Origin of the sequence: Rhizobium mayense, from assembly GCF_030272705.1 — a bacterium.
GTDB classification, from domain to species: domain Bacteria; phylum Pseudomonadota; class Alphaproteobacteria; order Rhizobiales; family Rhizobiaceae; genus Rhizobium; species Rhizobium mayense.
This window is the reverse complement of sequence record NZ_JARFYM010000003.1, coordinates 245627-268408: the sequence shown is the minus strand read 5'-3', so window position 1 is coordinate 268408 and position 22782 is coordinate 245627. Positions and strand designations below refer to the sequence as shown.

Below are 22782 nucleotides of genomic sequence, written 5' to 3'. Positions count from 1 at the left end.
CAGCCTGTTGAATGCCTCTTATTTCTCAGGCCTTGGCGATCGCGTCGAAGGCAAGCAGCTTTTCCAAAAGCTGCGGCATGTCCTTCAGGTAGACCATATTCGGGCCATCAGACGGGGCATTGTCCGGATCTTCATGCGTCTCGACGAAGACGCCCGCGACGCCGACGGCGACCGCTGCACGTGCCAGGGTCTCCACGAAACGACGTTCACCACCGGTGGAACCACCCTGACCACCCGGCTGCTGCACCGAATGAGTCGCATCGAAAATCACCGGCGCGCCCATCGCCGCCATGATTGGCAGCGAGCGCATGTCGGAGACCAACGTGTTGTAACCGAAGGAAGCACCACGCTCGCACAGAAGCACATTGGGGTTGCCGCTGCCGTTCAGCTTTGCCAGCACGTTCTTCATGTCCCAGGGCGCGAGGAACTGACCCTTCTTGACGTTGATGACGCGGCCGGTCTTGGCGGCGGCGACAAGAAGGTCGGTCTGTCGGGACAGAAAAGCGGGGATCTGCAGAATATCGACCGTCTCGGCGACGATGGCGCACTGTTCCTCTGTATGGATGTCGGTCAGAACCGGAAAACCGAACTCCTTCTTCAGATCGGCAAAGACTTCCATGGATTTTTCCAGCCCCATGCCGCGCTTGCCGGAGAGCGACGTGCGGTTCGCCTTGTCGAAGGACGACTTATAGACAAGGCCGATGCCGAGCTTGCCGCACAACTCCCTCAACACGCCGGCGATCATGAAGGCATGATCGCGGCTTTCCATCTGGCAGGGGCCAGCGATCAGCGACAGTCCGGCGGTATTGGAAAACAGAACCTTGGATGCGCCCTCGCCGACGATCACTTCGGAATTGGTGCTCATGCTATCTCCTCGAAGGCAAACAGTGCCCCCTGTCCTGGGGCGGGTTTAGCCAGAATACGATTGTTCTTACGCGTGTATGTGACGCCGTTAGCAGCCAAATGCGCCGATGTCACGGAAAGATCGCGGGTCTTGAAAAGGATTGCCCGCGCCCGAAGGCCGGGATCGTCCTCAGGCACGGTTAGATCGTAAAACGCTTCCATGCCTTCCGGGGTCAGGACGTCGATCTTGGCATTGGCTGTCTCGACCGTGATGCCGAAGGAATGCGTCGATATCTTCGGTCCATCGGCGACCTGTTCGAAAAAGCCGCGATAGGCTGCGGGCTTCGGCGTCGACATGGCAACCCGTGCGACACCCGTAACGCCATTGGCATGTCGCTCCAAGGAACTGCGATCGGCCGGCAATGGATTGATGCGCTGGCAGCAGAAGGTGAAGAAGTCCGGCGAACGCAGATCGGCCGCAAAAGCAAGGCGAAAACCGGCCGTCATTTCCGACCCATCGGGCATACGCATCGGCCGGGCAAAATCCAGCATGTTTCCGGCCGACATGGCGTTGGCCCGGAACCGCTCGTCATCGGCGACCGCGTCGTCCGTACCGAAAACGATGGCCGAAAATCCTTCTTCATCGACGCGAAAACGATAGGCCTGGTCGCGGGCGACGAAAACATTGCCCTCCCCCACACTCGTCTCGTACTGCTCGCGTGACGCGATACCCAAGGGCTCCAGATAGGTCTTGTCGGACAGGAAAACACAGGCGTTCTCGGTACCGAAGGGATGTCGCGCCTCGGCGGCGACGGTAAAACCGAGCTTGCCTAGCCGTTCCCGCACCACCGCGATATTGACGGTCGGCAAAACGAGGTGATCCAGCGGATGGGGCGATGAGGTCATGGTCTCTTCCTTCACACGTCCGCAGGTTTGCGCTCATCTGCCATTCAATTCAAGATGAAAGCGCTGCGACAGACCCTGGCAAACTAGCCGAATTACATATGCCCCGGCATGAAACTCTCCCTTGTCGAAGCACAATAATTCGATCACTATCCATACCGTGCTGCAACAAAATGAGCCGGAGTGCAGTCGCAGGTAATTGATGCTGGTGATGATAGCGCCGAAAGCCTCTTTCCCGACGGCAAGACAAAAATGCGCATTCTTCCGTTTCGGATTGTCCAGAGCTAGCGCCGTTCACCATCCGAGTTCGGAAAGACAAAAGAGCGATCTGCCGCTGCTTCTATTTCGCGGCAGTACTTTAATTTGGTTTATCGGGTGCTTGCGGGGAGACATGCGCTTGATGCTCGTCGAGGGGGCGCCCACACGCGCGATCTTGTCTCTGTCGGCTCGTCTCTTTCTTGCCTTCTCCCATGGCTTGATCCCTTTCATATTTGCCTTTCTTTTCATGGCGATCACGCAACAGCCCTGCCACGCACAGTCGCCGGAAACGCCTCCCGCGCCCCTGCCTGCGAAGGTGTCGGAACTGCTTCACCTGATGAACGATCCGGAACTGCGCCAATGGCTGGAAAAGCGGCAGGCAGCCGAGCAGCAGAGACCCGCAATCGCCGAGACCATGATCGAAACCGGAGAGGCCCGGGCTCGCACCCGATATCAGGCGCTGCGATCAGCCATTCCAACCGTACCGGCGCAGATTGCTGCCGCAGCAAGCAGGGTGCGGGAACAAGCGAGGAATAGCGGCTTTGCGCCCGCCATTGTGATGTTCACGGCATTGGTCTGTGTCGGCTTCACGGCAGAATGGTTTTTCAAGAAAACCGTCGTCAAGGCGCGATTTCAGAATCCTCTTGTCGCATATGCGGTAGGGGAATTCGGACCGTGGGTCACCTTCACGCTTGTCAGCTCCGCCGTCTTCCTTGCGATCGACTGGCCACCGCTTCTACACGTGGTGATTCTGTTTTATTTGCTGGCGTTCATCATCGCCCGCCTGGCGTTTGCCGTCTGTAAGCCGTTGACGGACGCTGGCGCTCTGTCGGCTTTCGGCACGCGCAGGATTCGTGTCTTTATTGCCGTTCTGGCGGTCGCCGGCGCCACCACCTCGGTGGCCAGACCGCTCTCCGTCGACAGAGATGTCGAAACCATCATCTCCTACGGTTTCTCCATCCTCCTATTGCTAATTGCTATCGAGGCGGTCTGGAGACGACCGGCAAATGCAACTGTTGCCGAACAGCGAACCGTTGTGAGCGTCCTCTATTCGATTTACATGATCTGCCTCTGGTTTTTCTGGGCGATCAACTTCCTCGGCCTCTTCTGGGCGGGAATCTATCTCATTGTTCTTCCCAGGCTGCTCACTGCCGTCGGTCGAACGGCCGAGGCATTCGCAAAAGGACACTGGCCCAACGACGACAAGAACAGCGCGCGTATGGTGCTGGCCATTCGGGGCTCGCGGGCAATTGTCATCGTCGCGGCCTCGGCCTGGGTCATATTCATCTGGCACTACAATCCCAATATTCTCGCAAGAGAAAATCCGACGATCGACGCCGCGGTCCGCGGTGCGCTGAAGAGCATCATCATTCTGATTTTAGCCGATCTTTGCTGGCAACTATCGAAGGCATACATTGATGCAAAAATGGGTGATGTCGACAGCGCCGCATCGTCGCCATCCGCGGAAGCTGCGCGTGCAACCCGTCTACGCACGTTGCTGCCAATCTTCCGCAACGCGCTTGCAGCCGTCGTCATCGCCGCTGCCGTCCTTACCGTACTGGCTGAAATGGGCGTGCAGATCGGACCGCTGATAGCGGGAGCCGGAATTTTCGGTGTGGCCGTAGGCTTCGGCTCGCAAACGCTCGTTAAGGATATTGTCAGCGGCATTTTCTACCTGATGGACGATGCCTTCCGCGTCGGAGAATACATTCAAAGCGGGAATTATATGGGAACGGTGGAATCCTTCAGCCTTCGCTCCGTCAGGCTCCGGCATCATCGCGGTCCGGTGTTCACGGTTCCGTTCGGTGAACTCGGCGCGGTCCAAAATATGAGCCGCGACTGGGTGACCGACAAATTCCTCCTTCGATTTCCCTTCAACACCGATGTGGCCAAGGCAAAAAGGATCATCAAGCAAATCGGAGAGCAATTGAAGGAGGACCCGGAAATCGGCCCGCAGATCCTTGAGACGCTAGAAATGAAGGGCGTCGAGCAGATCGGCGATTTCGGTGTCGAACTCAGCTTTGCCTTCACCGCCCTCCCCGGCCGGCAGACCTACATTCGGCGGCAGGCCTATACCATGATCCGCGACGCCTTTATCGAAAATGGCATCGAATTCGCTCAGCCGGGCGCTCAGGTGGCTGGGGAGGAGAGATCCGACGCCACCGCTCTGACACTGCAGAAGAAGTGGGGTGAACAAATGGCGAGATCGCCATCACCGCGAACGTGAAACGTGTGCGTCATTTCGGCGGATGACATTGGATCGGAAGGAGACAGAACGTGCTGAGCGACCAGCTAACACCCGATGCTGCACACGTTATCCAGGTAGCATTGACGCCAGTCTTTCTGCTTGCTGGTACAGCCGGGTGCCTCAATGTCTTCTCGACCAGACTCGCTCGCGTCTCGGATCGGGTGAACAGCCTTTTTGAGCGGGTGATCTCAGACAATTCGGATGAAGCAAAGCTGCTGCAACTCTATTATCTGCGCCGGCGAACTTTGGCACTGGAGATTGCCGTCCTCCTCGGCACGGTATCGGGCGTATTCACATGTCTGGCCACGCTCGGCCTCATGAGCGGAGCGATTCGTCAGCAGTTTCGCGAGCAGCTGCTGCTCTGGTTTTTCGGTCTTGCCGTTGTCGCCCTCATGGGCGCCTTTGCGGCCTTTCTCTTTGAGATGTTCCTGGCCGGTCGCAGCATGCTGAAGCAGATCGCCAATGACCGCGCCTTGATCGAGCACCGGCGCGAGCGGTTATGACAAATTTCAAAATCCACCCAACCTCTTGAATTCGCGCCAGATCTTGTTGGGGGTCGCCCGATCTCCCACGCTCGCGCTTTTACTTAGATTCGGCTCTCCCAGCTTGCCCTCCGTCCTTCGGAGAATATCGTCCTCCAAAGAGCTTATTGCGCAATTGGCATCGGTTTTTCATCGGTTTGGAGACATTCGGGTTTCCAGCGAAAAAATTTCTCTGCGTCAGATTCTGCTTATATTTCCGTTTGTTAACGCATGCGTATCGCGAAAAACCGTCCGCCTGGGACCTGTTATGTTCTTATTTATTTGATGCGCTTACAAAACCTTCACCAAAATTTAAGGGCTTGCGGAACACATATGGAACATATAGTGTCCGTTCTGGATTTGTTTCACCACGCTTTTCTCAATTCTGGGGTCCGAAGACGATGTTGACACGCAAGCAGCAGGAACTGCTTCTCTTCATTCACGAACGAATGAAGGAGTCCGGTGTCCCGCCATCCTTCGATGAGATGAAGGATGCGTTGGACCTCGCGTCCAAATCCGGCATTCACCGCCTCATCACCGCTTTGGAAGAGCGTGGCTTCATCCGCCGCCTGCCGAACCGGGCCCGCGCGCTGGAGGTCATCAAACTGCCCGAAGCCTATAGTCCAAGTCTTCAGCCACGCCGCGGCTTTTCGCCGAGCGTCATTGAGGGCAGCCTTGGCAAACCACAGCTGGTACCGCCACCCGCGCCTGCCAGGCCGGCGAATGAGGAAAACAACAGTTCCGTCTCCGTGCCGGTCATGGGCCGCATTGCCGCCGGCGTGCCGATCTCCGCGATCCAGAACAATACCCATGACATCACCGTTCCGGCCGACATGCTCGGTTCGGGCGAACATTACGCGCTCGAGGTCAAGGGCGATTCGATGATCGATGCCGGCATCTTTGACGGCGACACGGTTATTATCCGCAATGCCACGACAGCTAATCCCGGCGATATCGTTGTCGCTCTTGTCGACGATGAAGAGGCAACGTTGAAGCGCTTCCGCCGCAAGGGTGCCTCGATCGCGCTTGAAGCGGCGAACCCGGCTTATGAAACCCGCATCTTCGGACCGGATCGCGTCAAAGTGCAGGGCAAGCTCGTCGGCCTTATTCGCCGTTATCACTAACCGGCGACACCGGTGCGATCGGCGCTCCGAACGTGCCCGATCGCCAATCATAGGCGCGGTGCATGTTCCATGGCCGAACCAAAGCTTGAAACGCAGTTGTTGTTGTCGGTTTGTCGGCGCTGAGGTCCATCTCGATGGAGCCGGTCCTGCGTAGCGTTGCGCCCGTGAAAAGCCTCGCGCCGGAGCGGCAGCGATCGAGACGCAGCCGGATGGGAGTGACGACGATATTGGCGGTGTCACAGGCCGGGGCAAGATAGGCAGCGTTTTCGATAGTGACAAGCATGTCGCCATTATCCAGTATTGCCACGCACCATTCCCGCTTCTGGCACGCAAAGCCACCGTCACCCGCATTGTCCAGTGCCGCATCCATCGCCTTTCGCACCGCAGTCTGTTCGTCGGAACTGAGGCGGCGATGGGTGTCCGATTTGTTGATCTTGGGTAACTGATTGTCAGGCGGAAGTAGAAGCGGCGGGTGCTGCTCGGTGATCGCCAGCGCTCGTTGCCATTGCTCGAAGATGAAATCGGGCGGCTTTTCGCGGTTGGTCGTGAACGCACCATTTCGTAGCAGGGCGACCAAAGTGCCGTCTTCGGAAATTATCAGGTCGGACTTTCGCGCATCGGGGCTGAGCGCCACGATTGCGACCGAAGCGATGATCAGAAGCGCACCTGTATGCCGCAGCCACGTCCTCAACAGGGTCATCAACAGGAAACCGGCGATAATTGTCGGGAACAGCCAGACCGGCAGTCGCCCGAAGGGAATATTGCCGCCCCAAGCGGCAACCGTTTTGGCAATGATGATGACGACGTCGAGTCCCGCACCGGTGACTTGCCAAAAGGGAGCATCGATCCCGAATGGCATTAGCAGCGTCGCCGCCATGCCAAACGGCATGACGACAAAGGAGACGACCGGCATGGCCGCCAAATTGGCAACGAGACCATATGTCGCCAACCGGTGAAAATGTTCTATCGAGAAAATTGCCGTCGACGCGCCGCCGATAAAGGAGGTCGACAATATGCCTCCGAAGAAACGTGAGATGAAGAGCAGCGGACGCATGAGCTGGAACCGGGAGTGTACACTTTCCCGATGGCGTCTCCTCGTCCAGAGCGAATAGCCTGACACTAATGCCAGGGTCGCTGAGTAGGACATCTGGAAACTTGGACCGAGCGCCTGCGACGGCGACAGAATGAGGATGACGATCGCCGACAGCGCCACGTTGCGAAGGCTGATGGATGGGCGGTCGAAAAGCACGGCGACCAGCATGATCGCCATCATGATGAAAGCGCGTTCGGCCGATACACCGAAACCGGAAATGAGGTAATAGGCAGTCACCGTGATCAGCGCGCCGAAGGCGGCGATCTTTTTTGTTGGCCAGGCCTGTGCCACACCGAAAAACAGGCTGAGGCCATAGCGCAGGCCGACATAGAAGATGCCCGCGGAAAGAGCCATGTTCAGGCCGGAGATGGCGATGATATGCGCAAGGCCCGAGGTGCGCAGCGCCTCCGTCGTATCCTCCGAGATCGCTCGTCTCTCATCGGTGACAAGCGAGGCCGCAAAAGCGCCGGTGTCGCCAGGCAGCAGCGTTCTGATTCTGTCGCCGATGCTGCTGCGCAAGCCAGCAAGCCAGATATCCGCCTTGTCGAGAACAGATCCCTCAGCAACATCACTGGCTGGTGACAACAATGTCGGCATTCCATAAGCAAAGCCGTTTGCACCGATACCGTCGAAATAGGCGCTGAAGGCAAAATCGTTGAGACCCGGCAAGGCCGGTCCGGCTGGCGGAGTCAACCGCGCCCTACCCTGGATGCGATCGCCAAGTTCGAATGGCTGCGGCTGCTTGCGCACAAAAATGGTGACCCGCTCTGGCGGCCGCCGAATAGCCGGCTTTTCCGTTGCCTCGATGGCGACGACGTAGCGCCAACGCCCCTTGTCGTCGGCTTCGCGCCGCTCAATCCGCCCGGTGATAGTGGTGGTCACCGCGGAATCGAGCATTACGGTCGATGCGCGCCACGTTTCGCATTGCGCCAAAGCCATGCCGGCGCTCAGCAGCATGCCGGCAAGCAGCAAGTGCCGCAGCACCCGGCCCGCCTCCTGCTTGAGGAAGAAACTGACCGCGAAAATCAGGAGAGCGGCAAAGACAGTCTGCGGCGGCGGATCGGCACCAGCCGTGAACCAAAAAATCGCGCCGGCGCCGATATAGACGGGAGCAAAGAGCACTGCGCGGCCATGCGCTGCCTCTTCTTCGGCCAAATGGTAAAGGGTGAGTCGGATGCTGTTCGCCGCGAGACGGAGACGCGCAGTAAGCGGCGCGTGATCCTGCGTCCGCTCCGGTTGGGTCGCCTTGATGCGAAAAATAACGGTCGTCTTACCACGGTCACGCACGGCCACCGCAGCAAAACCCCGGCTATCCGCCGGCTGATCCCGTGCCTCTAAATTAGGCATTCGCCCGCACCCACGCAAAACTACAGCTATAACGAGATTTTTGCCGTCACCATCAGGTGAATTCAACCGAAATCGGCCTAAACGTCAAGAAATGACGGCAATCTGCGGATGAACTGGGCAGACCTGCCTATCGCAGTGCCCAAAAGTTGATACTGCATTGCACAAATAGGCGTAAGGATAACTTGGCATTAGGCTCTGGATCATATAGCTAATCGGTAGTCGCTTAACCTTTTGGCGCTTTTTAAGGCGTCAATCCCGCCAAATCTTGGAGGATCAGCATGACGGAACAAAGCGCGAAACTAACTTGGGGTGAAAAGACGGTGGAGTTGCCGGTGAAAACCGGAACCATCGGCCCGAGTGTCATTGATATTGGTGCCCTTTATAAGAACACCTCCACTTTCACTTACGATCCTGGCTTCACCTCGACCGCGTCGTGCGAATCCAGCATCACCTTTATTGATGGCGACGAAGGCGTTTTGCTGCATCGCGGTTATCCGATCGAACAGCTTGCCGAACACGGCGATTTCCTTGAAGTCTGCTACCTGCTGCTCTACGGCGAATTGCCGACTGCGGCCCAGAAGAAGGACTTCGACTATCGCGTCGTGCACCACACGATGGTGCATGAGCAGATGTCCCGCTTCTTTACCGGATTCCGCCGCGATGCGCATCCGATGGCTGTTATGTGCGGCTGCGTCGGCGCTCTGTCGGCTTTCTATCACGACTCGACCGACATCACCGATCCGCACCAGCGCATGGTTGCCAGCCTGCGCATGATCGCCAAGATGCCGACGCTGGCCGCCATGGCCTACAAGTACCATATCGGCCAGCCTTTCGTTTACCCGAAGAACGATCTCGACTACGCGTCGAACTTCCTGCGCATGTGCTTCGCCGTGCCCTGCGAGGAATATGTGGTCAACCCGGTGCTCGCACGCGCCATGGACCGCATTTTCATCCTGCACGCCGATCACGAACAGAACGCGTCGACCTCGACGGTTCGCCTCGCCGGCTCTTCCGGCGCCAACCCGTTCGCTTGCATCGCTGCCGGCATCGCCTGCCTCTGGGGCCCAGCCCATGGCGGCGCGAACGAAGCTGCGCTGAACATGCTGACGGAAATCGGCACTGTCGATCGCATTCCTGAATATATCGCCCGCGCCAAGGACAAGAACGATCCGTTCCGCCTGATGGGCTTTGGCCACCGCGTCTACAAGAACTACGATCCGCGCGCCAAGATCATGCAGAAGACGGCGCACGAAGTCCTCGGCGAACTCGGCATCAAGGACGATCCGTTGCTCGACATCGCGATCGAACTCGAGCGTATCGCATTGACCGATGATTATTTCATCGAAAAGAAGCTTTACCCGAACGTCGATTTCTATTCCGGCATTACGCTGAAGGCTCTGGGCTTCCCCACCACCATGTTCACGGTGCTGTTCGCTCTTGCTCGCACGGTTGGCTGGATCGCTCAGTGGAACGAAATGATCGAAGACCCGGATCAGCGTATCGGTCGCCCGCGCCAGCTCTACATCGGCGCAGGACAGCGCGAATACGTTCCGGTTTCCAAGCGTTAAACCGAAAAGCAAGCCAACAAAAAACCCGGTCAGAAATGGCCGGGTTTTTTCTTTGACAAGACATCGAGAACGATCGCCGCCGCCTTTTCGCCCGGCGGTTCTTCGGTCTGCATTCGCTGCCAGAGCAGATCATAGCCTTGAAGCATGGCTTTCCGCTCCGTCGTATCGTTGGACAGGCGCTCCATGTAGCGCGCCAGCAGGCCGGGTCGCAGCACATCGTTGATTAGCTCGGGTACGACCGCATAGTCGGCAATCAGGTTCGGCAAAGCCGCTGTCCAGGTCTTGATGCGCGACATCACAAATCGGGCGAGCCACTCAGTCTTATAGGTCGAGACGACGGGAACACCGGCAAGCCCTAATTCGAGGACCACCGTGCCGGAAGCCGCCATCGCCGCATCCGCCTCTGCAAAAGAGTTCCACTTGGCATCCTGGCCTACGAAGACTTCCGGCTTGACGCTCCAATTTTCAAGGAGGGAATGCACCAACGCCTCCTGTCGCGGAACGGTCGGCAGCAGGTAACGAACGCGATCGTTTCGCCGGCTAAATTCCTGTACCGCCTGCTGGAAAACCGGCAGAAGCTGGCGGATTTCCGAGGAGCGCGAGCCGGGCAACAGCAGGATCGTCTTCTCGCCATCGGGGCCACTCAGGGCCCGAAGCGCGCGCCGACGGCGGGTCTCGACCAGGTTCGGATCCACACTCAAGCGATGGCCGACATAGGTCGTAGCCGGTCCTTCCAGCCGCTGCATCGCCGCCGGCTCGAAGGGCAGAATTGCCAGCACGTGATCGACATAGGCGAGCATTTTCTGCGCGCGATATTCTTTCCACGCCCAGACGCTCGGGCAGACATAGTCAACGATCGGCACATCCGGTAGCGCCGCCCGCACCTTCTTGGCGACGCGATGGGTGAAATCCGGGCTATCGATGATCAGAAGCACATCGGGCTTGGCCGCGATGATCGCGTCCGCCGTCTGGCGAATGCGCGCGAGCAGTTTCGGCAGCCGTTTGATGACCTGCGCAAACCCCATGATCGACAGTTCGGAATAATCGAAAAGCGAGCGCAAGCCCTGCGCCTCCAGAGCATCGCCGCCGACTCCGATCAGTTCCACGGGGCCTTCGTAACGTTGCTTCAATGCGGCGACGAGATCGCCGCCGAGCAAATCGCCGGAGACCTCGCCGGCGACAACAGCGAGTTTCAATAGTGCGCCGCTCACATGAAGCCCTCCGCACGGAGGCCACGGTCGATGCCGCAGACGAAAAGTCCCGTCTCGTCGGCAGCAGCGATCACCGCCTCGCGGTCGAGCACCAGCGCCCTGCCCGCCTCGACGGCGACGCCGGCAAGGCCAGCCTTCTTGGCGTTGAGCACAGTGGAAACTCCGATCGATGGCAGGTCGGCGCGTACATCTTGCTGCGGCTTGCAGAGCTTCACCAATACGCCGCGGCGACGTTTCGATATGCGCCCCTCGGCTCGCAAACTCGCGACACGCTCGATCATCTTGTCGGTGCCCTCGGCGCCCTCTAGCGCTACGACACGGCCACCGACGCTGACGGCGCCCTGCCCAACATCAAGAAGCCCCAGGGCATCGGCGGCTTTTGCGCCTTGCGCGATATCGCGCAGATCCTCTTCCGATGGTGAGAAACGGCCAAGTGGTCCGGTGGTCGCCAGAAGATCCGGTGCAATCTCATGTGCGCCCACGACCCGGACGCCGCCAGCCTCGATCAGGCGAATCACCATCTGCAGCACGGCATTGTCGCCACCGGAAAGAAGCGTGCGGATGGTGGATGGCAACTCCCCGATCACGCGCCAGGTCGGGCGCACATCGCGCCAGGCCGGGCGGCGCGCGACGCCGCCAGACATCACGACCCGGTCGACGCCATAGCGGCGAAACATGGCCTCCAGGCCGGCAAAATTTCCGACACCGAGATTGGCATGATCGAATGCGGACCAGTCCCGATCCGCTTCATCCGTCAGTGCGATAACAACGGGATTTTCGCCTGCTTGGCGCGCGGCGTCTGCAACATAGGCGGGCAAGAAGCCACTGCCCGCGATGATCGCCAGCCTGCCCTTGTGGTCTTGGCCGCTCGCGGCCACCTCAGCTCTTGCCACGATTGGGCGACGACAACGCGCGATCGCTGTCGGCGGCGATGAAATCGAGGATCTCCATCACTTCCTTGCAATCGGCATATTCATCGCGGATCGCTGCCGCATTGTCGCGGATCGAGCCTTCGCCTTCAAAGATGCTTTTGTAGGCGCGGCGAACCGTATGGATGACTGAGCGCTCAATTCCTGCGCGGCTCATACCGACAATGTTGAGACCCGAGAGCACGCCCGGATTTCCGTTCAGCATGCCGTAGGGAATCACATCATAGCTCGCAGCCGAGAGACCGCCGATGAAAGCCTGCCGGCCGATGCGTGTGAATTGATGCACCGCACAGCCGCCGCCGAGGATGGCGCGGTCTTCGACGGTGACATGCCCCGCGAGCATGACATTGTTCGACATGATGACATTGTTGCCGACGCGGCAGTCATGGGCAACGTGCGAATTTGCAAGGAACAGATTGTTGTTGCCGACGATGGTCTTGCCGCCATAATCGGCCGTGCCGGTATTGATCGTCACTCCTTCGCGGATCGTGCAATTCTCGCCGACGTCCAGCGTTGTCTCTTCGCCGCCGTGATGCACGCTCTGCGGATCGCCGCCGACGACCGCCATCGGGAATATCTTCGTGCCCTTGCCGATCGTTGTCCGGCCAGCCACGACCGCATGCGTCAGCAGTTCGACAGCATCATGCAACACGACCTTTGGACCGACATGGCAGAACGGGCCAACGACAACGTTCTCGCCGATGACCGCTCCGTCCTCGACGACCGCGAGCTTATGAATGCGCGCGCTTTTTGCGATGCTGCTCATGCCTGCTCTTGGTCCTTCCGTACGATCATCGCGCCGATATCGGCCTCGGCAACCAACGAACCATCGACCTTCGCGTCACAGTGGAACTTCCAGATCGTGCCGCGCTGCTTGAGCTTGGCGACGTGAAATTCAACACGGTCGCCAGGTACGACCGGCTTGCGGAAACGGGCATTGTCGATCGTCATGAAGTAGACGAGATTGCCGCCGATTCCGTCCTTGCGGGCGCAGATTGCGCCTGCCGTCTGCGCCATGCCTTCGATCAGCAGAACGCCCGGCATGATCGGCGATCCCGGGAAGTGGCCGGTAAACTGCGGCTCGTTCGCGGTGACGTTCTTGATACCGATCGCGGAATTATCGCTGTCGATCTCGATGATCCTATCGACCATCAGGAGAGGATAGCGATGCGGCAAAAGCTTCATGATTTCGATGACGTCGGCCGTCGACATCGACGTCTTGGCTTCTTCAGTCATGCTCCGCACTCCCGTCCTTCTTATCCCTGGCTCCTGACCGTTTTGCGATCTCTGCCGACTCTCTCAAAAAATCCCACAACGGCCGTGCCGGAAGGCCCGCATAACGCTCACCCGCCGGAATGCTGTTCATCACGCCGCTTTTGGCGCCGATCTGCACACCGTCGCCGATATGGATATGACCATTCAGGCCAGCCTGGCCGCCGATCTGCACACCGTCGCCGATCACCGTGCTGCCGGCTATGCCGACCTGGCTGACGATGGCGCAATGGCGGCCGATACGGACGTTATGTCCGATCTGCACCTGATTGTCGATCTTGGTACCTTCACCGATGACCGTATCATCCATAGTGCCGCGATCGATCGTGGTATTGGCGCCGATCTCGACGTTATCCTGAATGATGACGCGGCCGATCTGCACGATCTTCACCATGCCCCGCGGCCCCGGCGCGTAGCCAAAACCGTCCTGGCCGATACGCGCGCCATTGTGGATAATGACGCCATTACCGAGATAGGAGCAAAGCACGCTGGCGCCACCGCTGATCGTGCAGTTGCGCCCGATCTTGACACCCGGTCCGATCATGGCGCCGGCTCCGATGCGTGTTCCCTCGCCGATCTCAACACCGGCTCCGATGACTGCGCAAGGCTCGACGCCGACATCCGCTTCAAGCTTGGCGGTCGGATCGATGAAGGCCGCCGGCGAAATCAGCGACGGGGTCGACGTGAGCGCTAGCGGGCGCATGGCTTGCGGATGCAGCAAGGCTCCGGCCAGCGCGAAATCCGTATGTGGCTTTTTGGAAAGGAGAACCGGTATATGCGCGGGAACGAAAGATTTCAGCGCCGGCAGACAAATGATCGCCGAAGCCCGACAGGTCTCCAGTTCCGCCCGATTCTTCCGAGAAAGGATATAGCAAACATCGCCTTCGCCAGCCCTGTACACGGGAGCGATAGACTTGATGACGACGCCCGCAAAGGCCTCATCAACAAGCTCCGCCCCAAGATGCTCGGCCAGCGCACGGAGGCTGACGCCATCATGGGGCGGGAAAAAACCAGTATGTTCCATAAGCACCAGCTCCAGAACGGTGTTAAGCGTGTAGTTCTGGGCTGCCGATATCAGAACTGGTTGGCAATGCCAAACCGGAAATTCTCAGTCTTGTCGAAGTCTTGCTTGAGAACCGGCACAGCATAGTCAACACGGATGACGCCGAAGGGCGACGCCCAGATCACGCCCGCGCCCAGCGAGGCACGGATCGCGCTGCTATCGTGCAATACGTCACCGAAGAGATCGGCTTTGTTGCCATAGAGCGTACCTGCATCGGCAAAGGCTGCGAGACGCAGACCAATGTCCTGCGGAACGCCCGGCATCGGCATGCTCGCTTCTGCCGACGCGGTGAAGTAGGTCGTACCGCCGAGCGGGTCGCCATGCGATGAACGCGGACCGATACCAGCATTCTCGAAGCCGCGGATTTCGCGACCGCCGATCGTGAACTGATCGAAGACATTCAGCTTGCCGTTCGTCGGCAATACGTAACCAGCACCGACCGTCAGCGAGCCGATGATGTCGGCTTCGTCACTAATCATCTTATAGTAACGAGCCTTGCCGCTCAGCTTGTAGAAGTCGGAGTCGCCGCCCAGACCAGCATATTCATGCGTGAACTTGGCGATGATACCTTCACGCGGCAGGTTCTGGTCGTCCAGAGTATTGTAGGTGAAGGTCTGCGAAACCGTCGACTGAACCCAGGGGCTATTCTCCACCAGATTGATATAGGGAGCAGACAGATTATTCTGCCAATCGCCGGTGCCGTCGTACGAAAGGCGCTTATAGTTGTAGCGCAGCGTCGTCGCGAGGTTCTCGGTGATCGGCGCGGTGACGCGCAGCGAGAAGCCTTCTTCCGAATAATCGTAGAAATCGTCGCTCGAGGTCTGGTTCTTGAAGATGTCGAAGCCGGCAGCCAGACGATAGCCGAGGAAATAGGGCTCGGTGAACGAGATGTTATAGGTACGGCTACCCTGTGTACCGGCACCCGCGGCGATACGGATGTACTGGCCACGACCGAGGAAGTTCTTTTCTTCAACCGAAGCTTCCAGCAGCAGACCGCCATTGTTGCCGACAGCGTAACCGGCACCGATACCAAACGAACCGGTCGGCTGATCTTCGACGTTGACGATAACGACAACGCGGTCCGGAGCGCTGCCCGGGGCCGTGGTGATATCGACCTTCGTGAAGTAGCCGAGCGCGTCGAGACGGCGCTTGGCGCGGGTAATCATTTCCTGGTTGAAGGCGTCGCCTTCATTGAGGTCGAACTCGCGGCGAATGACGTAATCACGCGTGCGGGTGTTGCCACGGATCTCGATGCGCTCGACATAGGCGCGTTCACCCTGGTCAACCAGATATTCGATCCCGATCGTGTGGCCTGCCAGGTCACGGTTGCCGCGCGGCGTGATGTGGGCAAACGGATAGCCGGCAGACGCAACGCGCTTCGAAATGTTTTCGATCGAGGCCTGGATGTCCTTGGCGCTGTAGACATCACCCTTGTGCGTGATGACCAGGCTCTTCAGGTCATCCGCATTGATGCCCTCAACCGTCGAAACGACGTTGATGTCGCCATAGGTGTAGCGCGGACCTTCATCGACGTTGAAGTTCAGCGTGTATTCGTTGGTCTGCTCGTTCAACGTCGCATCAGCGCTGACGATGCGGAAATCGGCATAACCGTGATTGTAATAGAACTGACGCAGCGCATCCTGGTCGGCTTGCTGGCGCTCAGGGCTGTAGACGTCCTTACGGGTCAGGAACGACATGAAGTTCGTCTTCTTGGTGCTGATCACCGAAGCCAGACGACCGCTGCTGTAAGCCTGATTGCCCGTGAAATTGATCTTGTCGATCTTGGTGCGATCACCTTCGTTGATGACGAAGGCCACGTTGATGCGCCCCTCAGCGACCGGAACGGTCTGCGTCGTCACCTGGACTTCGTTACGACCGATCGCGGCGTAAGCGTCCTTGATGGTCTTGATATCGGCCTGGATCTGGCTTTCGCTATAAGGGCCAGCGGCACGCGTCTGGACGATGCCCTGCAGCTTGTCGTCCTTGATCTTGTGGTTGCCGTTGAAGACCACCGCGTTGATCAGCAGGTTTTCCTTGACCGAAATGACCAGCGTGCTGCCAGAGACGGTCACATGCACATCGGAGAAGTATCCCGTGGCATAGAGCTGCTTTACCGAACTATCGATATCGGAGGGCGAGAAGCTCTTGCCAGGCTTGATCGTGATATTGTCACGGACAGCTTCCGCACCAACGCGCTCAGCTCCCCTGACATCGATCTTCTGTATGACAGCGGCTTCTGCGACTGATGCAGAAGCAAGGGTGATAACACCAGCGCCCGACGCAACAACACCAGCAGACAGCGCTACCGCCGATACTGCGTTCAAAAATCTTGAACCAGCCTTCATCTTAACTTCTTACCTTTTTATCAGTCGTCCCCAGCCCCGGGCGAACCCGATTCCGGCCACGTGTGTCGTTTTACCCGCTTTTGACATACAAGCAAGGGAGCACGTTAATTTCTGTTTACTTCATTTCAAACCGTGGCTCATTCGCCACTACAGCTTTGAAACATCGTAAATAAATCGTAATTTCCTCTTCAATGCCCCATCAGCCTATCCTGGAGCTGATGTCGTTCCATGTCGCAAACACCATGAGTGACAGCACCATCGCAAAACCAATTCGGAAGGCGATATCCTGTGCCCGCGCACCCAGCGGTTTTCCCCTTACGGCTTCAATCGCATAGAACATCAAGTGCCCGCCATCAAGTACCGGCACCGGCATCAAATTTAATAACCCAATGGAAACAGAAAGTATGGCGGCGAACTGCAGCACCGCCGAAAAACCCAAGGTTGCCATCTGCCCGGAAAGCTGTGCGACCCGGATAGGGCCTCCAAGCTGATCCGCTTTCATATAGCCGCCGATGACGTTGCCAAGGTATTCGAAGGTGCCGGAAACAATACTGCCGGTCTGCTTGACGCCTTCGCCCAGCGCCTGGAGCGGACCGTATGTCTCATAACGGAGTTTGATCGGCTTCTGGCCGTCGGTGATACCGATGCTGCTGATCTCCATCTGCTTGCCGAAGGCATCGGGTTCTTCCGCCTTCCTCGGCACCACCTGGACGTCGAGCGTCTTGCCGCCGCGCTCGACGGACAGCGTCACGGCCTTGTCCGTACGGGACGCGACATAACGCTGCACCTCACCGATGGCCTCGATCGCCCGCCCATCCACGGACAGAATGCGGTCGCCAATCATGATACCCGCTTCTTCGGCCGGGCTGCCCGGCGCGATCGAAGCGACTAGCGGGTCCACCGGCGAAATGCCGATGCTACCGACATCCTTTTTGTTTCCGGAAGCGTCCGTTGCTGCCCGGGTTTCCGGCACGATCGGGATATCGCGCGACTGGCCGTTGCGCTCGACGGTCAAGACAAGGCTCTTGCCGGGGCGATCGGCGATATAGCGGGCGATGTCGTAGTAGGTCGCGACATTATTGCCGTCGACGGCAATCAGACGGTCGCCGGCCTGCACGCCCGCCTGGGCAGCCGGTCCACTCGGCGCGACCGCCGTCACCAACGGGTCGACGAGCGCGATACCAATGCGGCCCATCTCCATTTTGTTGCCGAACTGATCGGTGTCTTCCACGAGTTTCGGCACAATACCGAAATCGCGCTTCTGACCGTCGCGTTCGACGGTCAGCACGATATTGCGGCCGGGCCGCAGACCGACATAGCGCTGCACTTCGTCGAAAGTCGTCACTTTCGTGCCGTCGATGGCGACGAGTCGGTCACCGGGTTCAATCCCCGCTTCAGCGGCTGCGCCGTCGCGCGTGACCATGGCGACAACCGGATCGGCGACCGTGCGGCCATAGACGCTGAAGAGCACGGCAAAGATTGCGATGGCGAGAATGAAATTGGCGATCGGACCGGCCGCGACGGTCGCGGCCCGCTTCCAGAGCTTGGCACCGGCGAAGGACCGGGCGCGCTCCTCCTCCGTCATAGCGGAGAGTTGATCGACATCGGTCTTGCTCGATGCGTCCTCATCGCCAAAGAAACGGACATAACCGCCAAGGGGAATGATCGACAGTTTCCAGCGGGTGCCATGGCGATCGGTAAAGCCGGCGATTTCCGGACCGAATCCGAGCGAAAAGGCCATGATACGGATGCCGGACCAACGCCCGACCAGATAATGGCCCATCTCATGTACAAAGACGAGCAATGACAGCACGAAAACAAACGTGATGACGTTGTTCGTCAAGAAGCCGATGATGCCTGCCGCGCTACCCATACAACGATCCTGTTCGCGTTGATTTCAGACACCGAGCAGCACGCCGCCCAATGACATGGTCTCGCCGCTCATTGTCAGCGATATTACGATAGCCAACAAAAACGCCGCAAAACAAGCAAAAATTAGTCCATCGACCCGATCCATGACGCCGCCATGACCGGGAATCAGGTGACTGGAGTCTTTAACTCCGAAACTGCGTTTGATGAAAGACTCGAATAAATCGCCGATCTGGCTGCAGATTGACAGCACAAGCGCGAGCACAGGAATCCATAAACCATCCGCGGAAAAAAAACTCCAGACGACCGCCGTCCCGGCGATAACGGCGGCGACAGCGCCACCGATCGCACCCGACCAGGTCTTGCCGGGTGATATGCGCGGCGCAAGCTTCGGTCCTCCGATGGCGCGGCCGACGAAATAGGCGAAAATATCCGTCGCCCAAACCGTGGCGAAGATGAACAGCATCAGCACGAAGCCGCGCAAATCGTCGTCACGAATCTCGGCAAGGGCTATGGCCGTCAATCCAGCATAGAATATTCCGCCAGGCAGCCACCAACTTTTGTGTCGCATGGCAACCATGACGGCCGCGATTGCAACGAAGATGATCAATACCTCGAGGGAATAGACCGATTCTCCCATCAGAGTCGCGCCGGCTATCAGAACCAGGGCGAGCCAGCCGAGCGCATTGCCCTGCGGATCGCGGCCGTGCAGATCGGTTATCGTCGACCATTCGTAATAGACAAGCAGACCGATCGCCGCCGCCAGGATGCGAAAACTCAGGCCGCCATACCACGTGGCAGCCAGAACAACCCCGGCAAGAATGATGCCGGAAATAATGCGCAGCCTGAGTTCACGGCTCATCAGGACCCCACGGCAGCGGCCTGCTTGGCGGAAAGACCGCCAAAGCGCCGGTCGCGCGCGGCATATTTCTCCAGCGCGGAGAAGAAAAGATCGCGGCTGAAGTCCGGCCAATATTCCGGCATGAACATGAATTCCGAGTAGGCGGCCTGCCAAAGCAGAAAGTTCGACAGCCGCTCCTCACCGCTGGTCCTGATGATGAGATCAGGATCGGGTATTCCGGCGGTGTCGAGCCGAGCATCGATCAATTCGGGACGGATATCCTGCGCGCGCAGTCGCCCGGCTTCGACATCCTTGGCGAGACTGACGACGGCGCGGGCGATCTCGTCGCGCGAGCCGTAATTGAAGGCGATAACGAGCGTCAGGGCGGTATTGTTCCTGGTGGTCTCTTCGGCCTCGATCAACAACGGCAGGATGTCGCTGCGTAGATTGTAGCGATCGCCGATTACCCGAATACGGACGTTCTGGCGATGCAATTCCGCAAGGTCTCGCCGGATGAAGGCTTTCAGCAGACCAAGAAGGTCGCTTACCTCCGTTTCGGGACGGCGCCAGTTCTCCGAGGAGAAAGCGAAGAGCGTCAAGTATTTTACGCCGACATCACCGGCGGCCCTCACCGTCTCGCGTACAGCCTCTACGCCCTTGCGGTGACCCATGGTGCGCGGCAGGCCGCGCGCATTGGCCCAGCGCCCGTTGCCATCCATGATGATGGCAACGTGATCGGGTATCGCAGAGAAGGTGGGAGCTGACATATGGATCCGGTTTCGTTCGGCAGGAAATGCTCTAGGCTTATAAATCTAGCGCACCCTCGCCGCTTTCAATGCTTCCTGATCGAAAGCGGGATGCTCTAGCGTGCAATCAGACCTGCATGATTTCCTTTTCTTTCTCGGCAAGCAAGCGGTCGATGTCGGAAATCGTGTCGTCCGTCATCTTCTGTACACGCTCGGACTGGGCACGGCTTTCGTCCTGACCGATTACACCGTCCTTTTCGGCCTTTTTGAGACCGTCCATGCCATCACGGCGGACATGGCGAATCGCCACCTTCGCCTTCTCGGCATATTCATGAGCGACCTTGACCAGCGAACGCCGGCGCTCTTCGTTGAGTTCCGGCAACGGGATGCGCAGATTTTGACCATCGACGATCGGATTGAGGCCGAGATTGGATTCGCGGATCGACCGCTCCACGGCCCCGACCATCGCCTTGTCCCAGACGGAGACCGTCAGCATGCGCGGCTCGGGCACGGTGATGTTGGCGACCTGGTTCAGCGGCATACGCGAGCCATAGGCTTCAACCGTTACCGGATCGAGAATGTTGGCGGATGCTCGTCCTGTACGCAGCGAGGCGATGTCGCTCTTGAATGCCGCAATGGCGCCGTCCATGCGGCGCTTCAGTTCCTTGAGGTCGGTGCCTTCACTCATGTGCTTATACTCCCATGTAGTAGGCGGCGCCGGGCGGAGCCGGTGCCACCGGAACGTCAGTTGTCTGATACGATGGTCTTACGGCCGCCGCCGGTCAAGATTTCCGCGAAGCCGCCTTTTTCATGAATTGAAAAGACGATGATTGGAATTGAATTTTCCCGCGCGAGTGCCACAGCGGCCACATCCATGACGGCCAATCCCTTTTCCAGCACCTGGCTATGGGTCAGATGTTCGAAACGCTCGGCGTCGGGGAACTTCTTCGGGTCGGCGGAATAGATGCCATCGACCTGCGTGCCCTTGAAGATTGCCTCGGCGCCCATTTCGGCGGCGCGCAGCGCTGCCGCGGAATCGGTGGTGAAGAAGGGATTGCCGGTGCCGCCGGCGAAGATCACCACACGGCCAAGCGAGAGGTGGTAAAGCGTGGCGCGCTGCGAAAAGCTCTCGCAAATTTCCGGCATGGAAATGGCCGAGAGCACCACCGTATCGATGTCCAGCTTGCGCAGCGACGTGGCGAGTGCCAGCGCGTTGATGATGGTCCCGAGCATGCCCATATGGTCGCCGGTCACGCGGTCTCCACCCTTGGAGGCCACGGCGACGCCGCGGAAGATATTGCCGCCGCCGACGACGACGCCGACCTCGACACCCATTTCGCGCGCTTCAGCAATATCGGATGCAATCCGGTCAGCGACGGTAACGTCGATACCGAACCCTTGGCTGCCCATCAGAGCTTCGCCGGAGGCCTTGAGCAAAACGCGCTTGTAGATCGGCTGGGACATCGTGGCTCCTTGAAGTGATCGCGGGGGATTAATTGTGAATGCCGGATACACGAAGGGCACCGCGTTGTCACGCGATGCCCACGGGTTTCCCCTGATATGGTTTCACCTATCTGGGATATGGATTCGTTTCGTCAACAGGCGAAATGATTTCGCCGATCAGCCCTTGGCGACGGCAGCAACTTCGGCAGCGAAGTCAGTCTCTTCCTTCTCGATGCCTTCGCCGAGGAGCAGACGGGCCATGCCGGTGATTTCGATCGGCGCGCCGGCGGTCTTTTCAGCTTCCTTGATGGCAGCAGCGACCGTCAGGTCCGGGTTGATGACGAACGCCTGCGAGAGAAGAGCGACTTCCTCGAAGAACTTGCGCATGCGGCCTTCCACCATCTTTTCGATGATGGCTTCCGGCTTGCCGGATTCGCGGGACTGCTCGATGAAGACGTTGCGTTCGCGCTCGGCGACTGCGGCATCGACTTCTTCGGCGCGGATAGCCAGCGGGTTGGTAGCAGCAATGTGCATGGCAACCTGGCGACCGATCGACGTCAGAACGGCCTTGTCACCGACCGACTTCAGGGCGACCAGAACGCCAAGCTTGCCGATACCGTCGCCGGCAGCGTTGTGGATGTAGGTCGCCACGACGCCGTGCTCGACTTCCAGCTTGGCCGCACGACGAAGCGTCATGTTCTCGCCGATGGTTGCGATCGCGTCCTTGATGGTGTCAGCGACCGGCTTGCCGGATGCGGGATAGGTCGCAGCCGAAATGGCTTCGACCGTGCCATCGGTGGACAACGCAACTTCGGCAATGCCGCGAGCGAGGTCCTGGAAGGCATCGTTACGGGCAACAAAGTCGGTTTCGGAGTTGAGCTCGACGACAACGGCCTTGTGACCGGCGCCGGCAATGGCGACCAAGCCTTCAGCGGCGGTGCGGCCGGACTTCTTGTCGGCCTTGGAGATGCCCTTAGCGCGCAGCCAGTCGATCGCGGCTTCGATATCGCCGTTGGTTTCGGTCAGCGCCTTCTTGCAGTCCATCATGCCTGCGCCAGACTTTTCGCGCAGTTCCTTCACCAGTGCAGCCGTAATCTCGGTCATAAGCTTCCTCTTGTCGGTTCATACGGTGCGGCATGCGGTTTTGAGCCGAAGCGG

General features: G+C 58.7%; 19 protein-coding genes. 4 read left to right on the top strand and 15 right to left on the bottom strand.

Features of this window, described 5'->3' with window-relative positions; translation table 11 throughout:
• Window positions 1-25 precede the first annotated feature (25 nt).
• Together kdsA and PY649_RS06830 are read right to left on the bottom strand one after the other, a co-directional pair.
• Window positions 26-865, bottom strand: coding sequence for a 3-deoxy-8-phosphooctulonate synthase (gene kdsA / locus PY649_RS06835; protein WP_285867457.1), 840 nt, complete (start codon window positions 863-865; stop codon window positions 26-28).
• Window positions 862-1749 (bottom strand): VOC family protein, encoded by an 888-nt coding sequence (locus PY649_RS06830; RefSeq protein ID WP_285867456.1) that lies wholly within the window; start codon window positions 1747-1749, stop codon window positions 862-864. Before PY649_RS06830 ends, kdsA begins: the two co-directional genes overlap by 4 nt.
• Window positions 1750-2146: 397 nt before the next feature.
• Between PY649_RS06830 and PY649_RS06825 the strand changes: the two genes are divergently transcribed.
• The 3 genes from PY649_RS06825 to lexA all read left to right on the top strand — a co-directional run bounded on the left by PY649_RS06825 (window position 2147) and on the right by lexA (window position 5897).
• A complete protein-coding gene (locus PY649_RS06825; RefSeq protein WP_285867553.1) occupies window positions 2147-4231 on the top strand; it encodes a mechanosensitive ion channel family protein in 2085 nt (694 codons plus the stop codon).
• A 50-nt stretch (window positions 4232-4281) separates the two neighbouring features.
• Window positions 4282-4755, top strand: a complete 474-nt coding sequence (locus PY649_RS06820; RefSeq protein ID WP_285867455.1) for a DUF2721 domain-containing protein — start codon at window positions 4282-4284, stop codon at window positions 4753-4755.
• A 419-nt stretch (window positions 4756-5174) separates the two neighbouring features.
• Window positions 5175-5897 (top strand): transcriptional repressor LexA, encoded by a 723-nt coding sequence (lexA, locus tag PY649_RS06815; RefSeq protein ID WP_285867454.1) that lies wholly within the window; start codon window positions 5175-5177, stop codon window positions 5895-5897.
• On the opposite strand, the gene PY649_RS06810 is transcribed toward lexA, so the two are convergent.
• Window positions 5878-8337 carry a ComEC/Rec2 family competence protein gene (locus tag PY649_RS06810; protein WP_285867452.1) on the bottom strand — a complete coding sequence of 820 codons (2460 nt, stop codon included), beginning with the start codon at window positions 8335-8337 and terminating at the stop codon, window positions 5878-5880. The two genes, lexA and PY649_RS06810, sit on opposite strands and share 20 nt — an antisense overlap.
• 278 nt (window positions 8338-8615) lie before the next feature.
• Between PY649_RS06810 and gltA the strand changes: the two genes are divergently transcribed.
• Window positions 8616-9905, top strand: a complete 1290-nt coding sequence (gene gltA, locus PY649_RS06805) for a citrate synthase (RefSeq protein WP_285867450.1) — start codon at window positions 8616-8618, stop codon at window positions 9903-9905.
• A gap of 29 nt (window positions 9906-9934) precedes the next feature.
• Here gltA and lpxB read toward each other — a convergent pair whose 3' ends face one another.
• From lpxB to tsf, 12 genes are all read right to left on the bottom strand, one after another.
• Window positions 9935-11116, bottom strand: coding sequence for a lipid-A-disaccharide synthase (gene lpxB, locus PY649_RS06800; RefSeq protein ID WP_285867448.1), 1182 nt, complete (start codon window positions 11114-11116; stop codon window positions 9935-9937).
• Window positions 11113-11994, bottom strand: coding sequence for an LpxI family protein (locus tag PY649_RS06795; protein ID WP_285867446.1), 882 nt, complete (start codon window positions 11992-11994; stop codon window positions 11113-11115). Before PY649_RS06795 ends, lpxB begins: the two co-directional genes overlap by 4 nt.
• 1 nt (window position 11995) lies before the next feature.
• The gene (gene lpxA / locus PY649_RS06790) at window positions 11996-12811 is read right to left on the bottom strand and encodes an acyl-ACP--UDP-N-acetylglucosamine O-acyltransferase (protein WP_285867444.1); all 816 of its coding nucleotides are present in this window, start codon (window positions 12809-12811) and stop codon (window positions 11996-11998) included.
• Window positions 12808-13281 carry a 3-hydroxyacyl-ACP dehydratase FabZ gene (gene fabZ, locus PY649_RS06785; protein ID WP_285867442.1) on the bottom strand — a complete coding sequence of 158 codons (474 nt, stop codon included), beginning with the start codon at window positions 13279-13281 and terminating at the stop codon, window positions 12808-12810. Before fabZ ends, lpxA begins: the two co-directional genes overlap by 4 nt.
• Entirely contained in the window at window positions 13274-14341 is a 1068-nt protein-coding gene (gene lpxD, locus PY649_RS06780) for a UDP-3-O-(3-hydroxymyristoyl)glucosamine N-acyltransferase (RefSeq protein ID WP_285867441.1), read from the bottom strand. Before lpxD ends, fabZ begins: the two co-directional genes overlap by 8 nt.
• Before the next feature lie 50 nt (window positions 14342-14391).
• A complete protein-coding gene (gene bamA, locus PY649_RS06775; RefSeq protein ID WP_285867439.1) occupies window positions 14392-16725 on the bottom strand; it encodes an outer membrane protein assembly factor BamA in 2334 nt (777 codons plus the stop codon).
• Window positions 16726-16924: 199 nt separating this feature from the next.
• Window positions 16925-18598, bottom strand: a complete 1674-nt coding sequence (gene rseP / locus PY649_RS06770; RefSeq protein ID WP_285867437.1) for an RIP metalloprotease RseP — start codon at window positions 18596-18598, stop codon at window positions 16925-16927.
• Between the two features lie 24 nt (window positions 18599-18622).
• Window positions 18623-19456: a phosphatidate cytidylyltransferase gene (locus PY649_RS06765; RefSeq protein WP_285867435.1), complete on the bottom strand. Its 834-nt coding sequence runs from the start codon at window positions 19454-19456 to the stop codon at window positions 18623-18625.
• The gene (locus PY649_RS06760) at window positions 19456-20202 is read right to left on the bottom strand and encodes an isoprenyl transferase (protein ID WP_285867433.1); all 747 of its coding nucleotides are present in this window, start codon (window positions 20200-20202) and stop codon (window positions 19456-19458) included. Before PY649_RS06760 ends, PY649_RS06765 begins: the two co-directional genes overlap by 1 nt.
• Window positions 20203-20308: 106 nt before the next feature.
• Complete coding sequence (gene frr, locus PY649_RS06755) at window positions 20309-20869, bottom strand: ribosome recycling factor (RefSeq protein WP_120704081.1); 561 nt, start codon at window positions 20867-20869, stop codon at window positions 20309-20311.
• Between the two features lie 56 nt (window positions 20870-20925).
• Window positions 20926-21645: a UMP kinase gene (pyrH, locus tag PY649_RS06750; RefSeq protein WP_285867430.1), complete on the bottom strand. Its 720-nt coding sequence runs from the start codon at window positions 21643-21645 to the stop codon at window positions 20926-20928.
• Between the two features lie 156 nt (window positions 21646-21801).
• Entirely contained in the window at window positions 21802-22728 is a 927-nt protein-coding gene (gene tsf, locus PY649_RS06745; RefSeq protein ID WP_285867429.1) for a translation elongation factor Ts, read from the bottom strand.
• Window positions 22729-22782: the final 54 nt, after the last annotated feature.

Excerpts from the sequence above, each read along its gene's own strand:
- kdsA (WP_285867457.1), bottom strand. The coding sequence starts at position 865 with ATGAGCACCAATTCCGAAGTGATCGTCGGCGAGGGCGCATCCAAGGTT.
- PY649_RS06830 (WP_285867456.1), bottom strand. The coding sequence starts at position 1,749 with ATGACCTCATCGCCCCATCCGCTGGATCACCTCGTTTTGCCGACCGTC.
- PY649_RS06825 (WP_285867553.1), top strand. The coding sequence starts at position 2,147 with ATGCTCGTCGAGGGGGCGCCCACACGCGCGATCTTGTCTCTGTCGGCT.
- lexA (WP_285867454.1), top strand. The coding sequence starts at position 5,175 with ATGTTGACACGCAAGCAGCAGGAACTGCTTCTCTTCATTCACGAACGA.
- PY649_RS06810 (WP_285867452.1), bottom strand. The coding sequence starts at position 8,337 with ATGCCTAATTTAGAGGCACGGGATCAGCCGGCGGATAGCCGGGGTTTT.
- gltA (WP_285867450.1), top strand. The coding sequence starts at position 8,616 with ATGACGGAACAAAGCGCGAAACTAACTTGGGGTGAAAAGACGGTGGAG.
- lpxA (WP_285867444.1), bottom strand. The coding sequence starts at position 12,811 with ATGAGCAGCATCGCAAAAAGCGCGCGCATTCATAAGCTCGCGGTCGTC.
- fabZ (WP_285867442.1), bottom strand. The coding sequence starts at position 13,281 with ATGACTGAAGAAGCCAAGACGTCGATGTCGACGGCCGACGTCATCGAA.
- lpxD (WP_285867441.1), bottom strand. The coding sequence starts at position 14,341 with ATGGAACATACTGGTTTTTTCCCGCCCCATGATGGCGTCAGCCTCCGT.
- bamA (WP_285867439.1), bottom strand. The coding sequence starts at position 16,725 with ATGAAGGCTGGTTCAAGATTTTTGAACGCAGTATCGGCGGTAGCGCTG.
- rseP (WP_285867437.1), bottom strand. The coding sequence starts at position 18,598 with ATGGGTAGCGCGGCAGGCATCATCGGCTTCTTGACGAACAACGTCATC.
- PY649_RS06765 (WP_285867435.1), bottom strand. The coding sequence starts at position 19,456 with ATGAGCCGTGAACTCAGGCTGCGCATTATTTCCGGCATCATTCTTGCC.
- PY649_RS06760 (WP_285867433.1), bottom strand. The coding sequence starts at position 20,202 with ATGTCAGCTCCCACCTTCTCTGCGATACCCGATCACGTTGCCATCATC.
- frr (WP_120704081.1), bottom strand. The coding sequence starts at position 20,869 with ATGAGTGAAGGCACCGACCTCAAGGAACTGAAGCGCCGCATGGACGGC.
- pyrH (WP_285867430.1), bottom strand. The coding sequence starts at position 21,645 with ATGTCCCAGCCGATCTACAAGCGCGTTTTGCTCAAGGCCTCCGGCGAA.
- tsf (WP_285867429.1), bottom strand. The coding sequence starts at position 22,728 with ATGACCGAGATTACGGCTGCACTGGTGAAGGAACTGCGCGAAAAGTCT.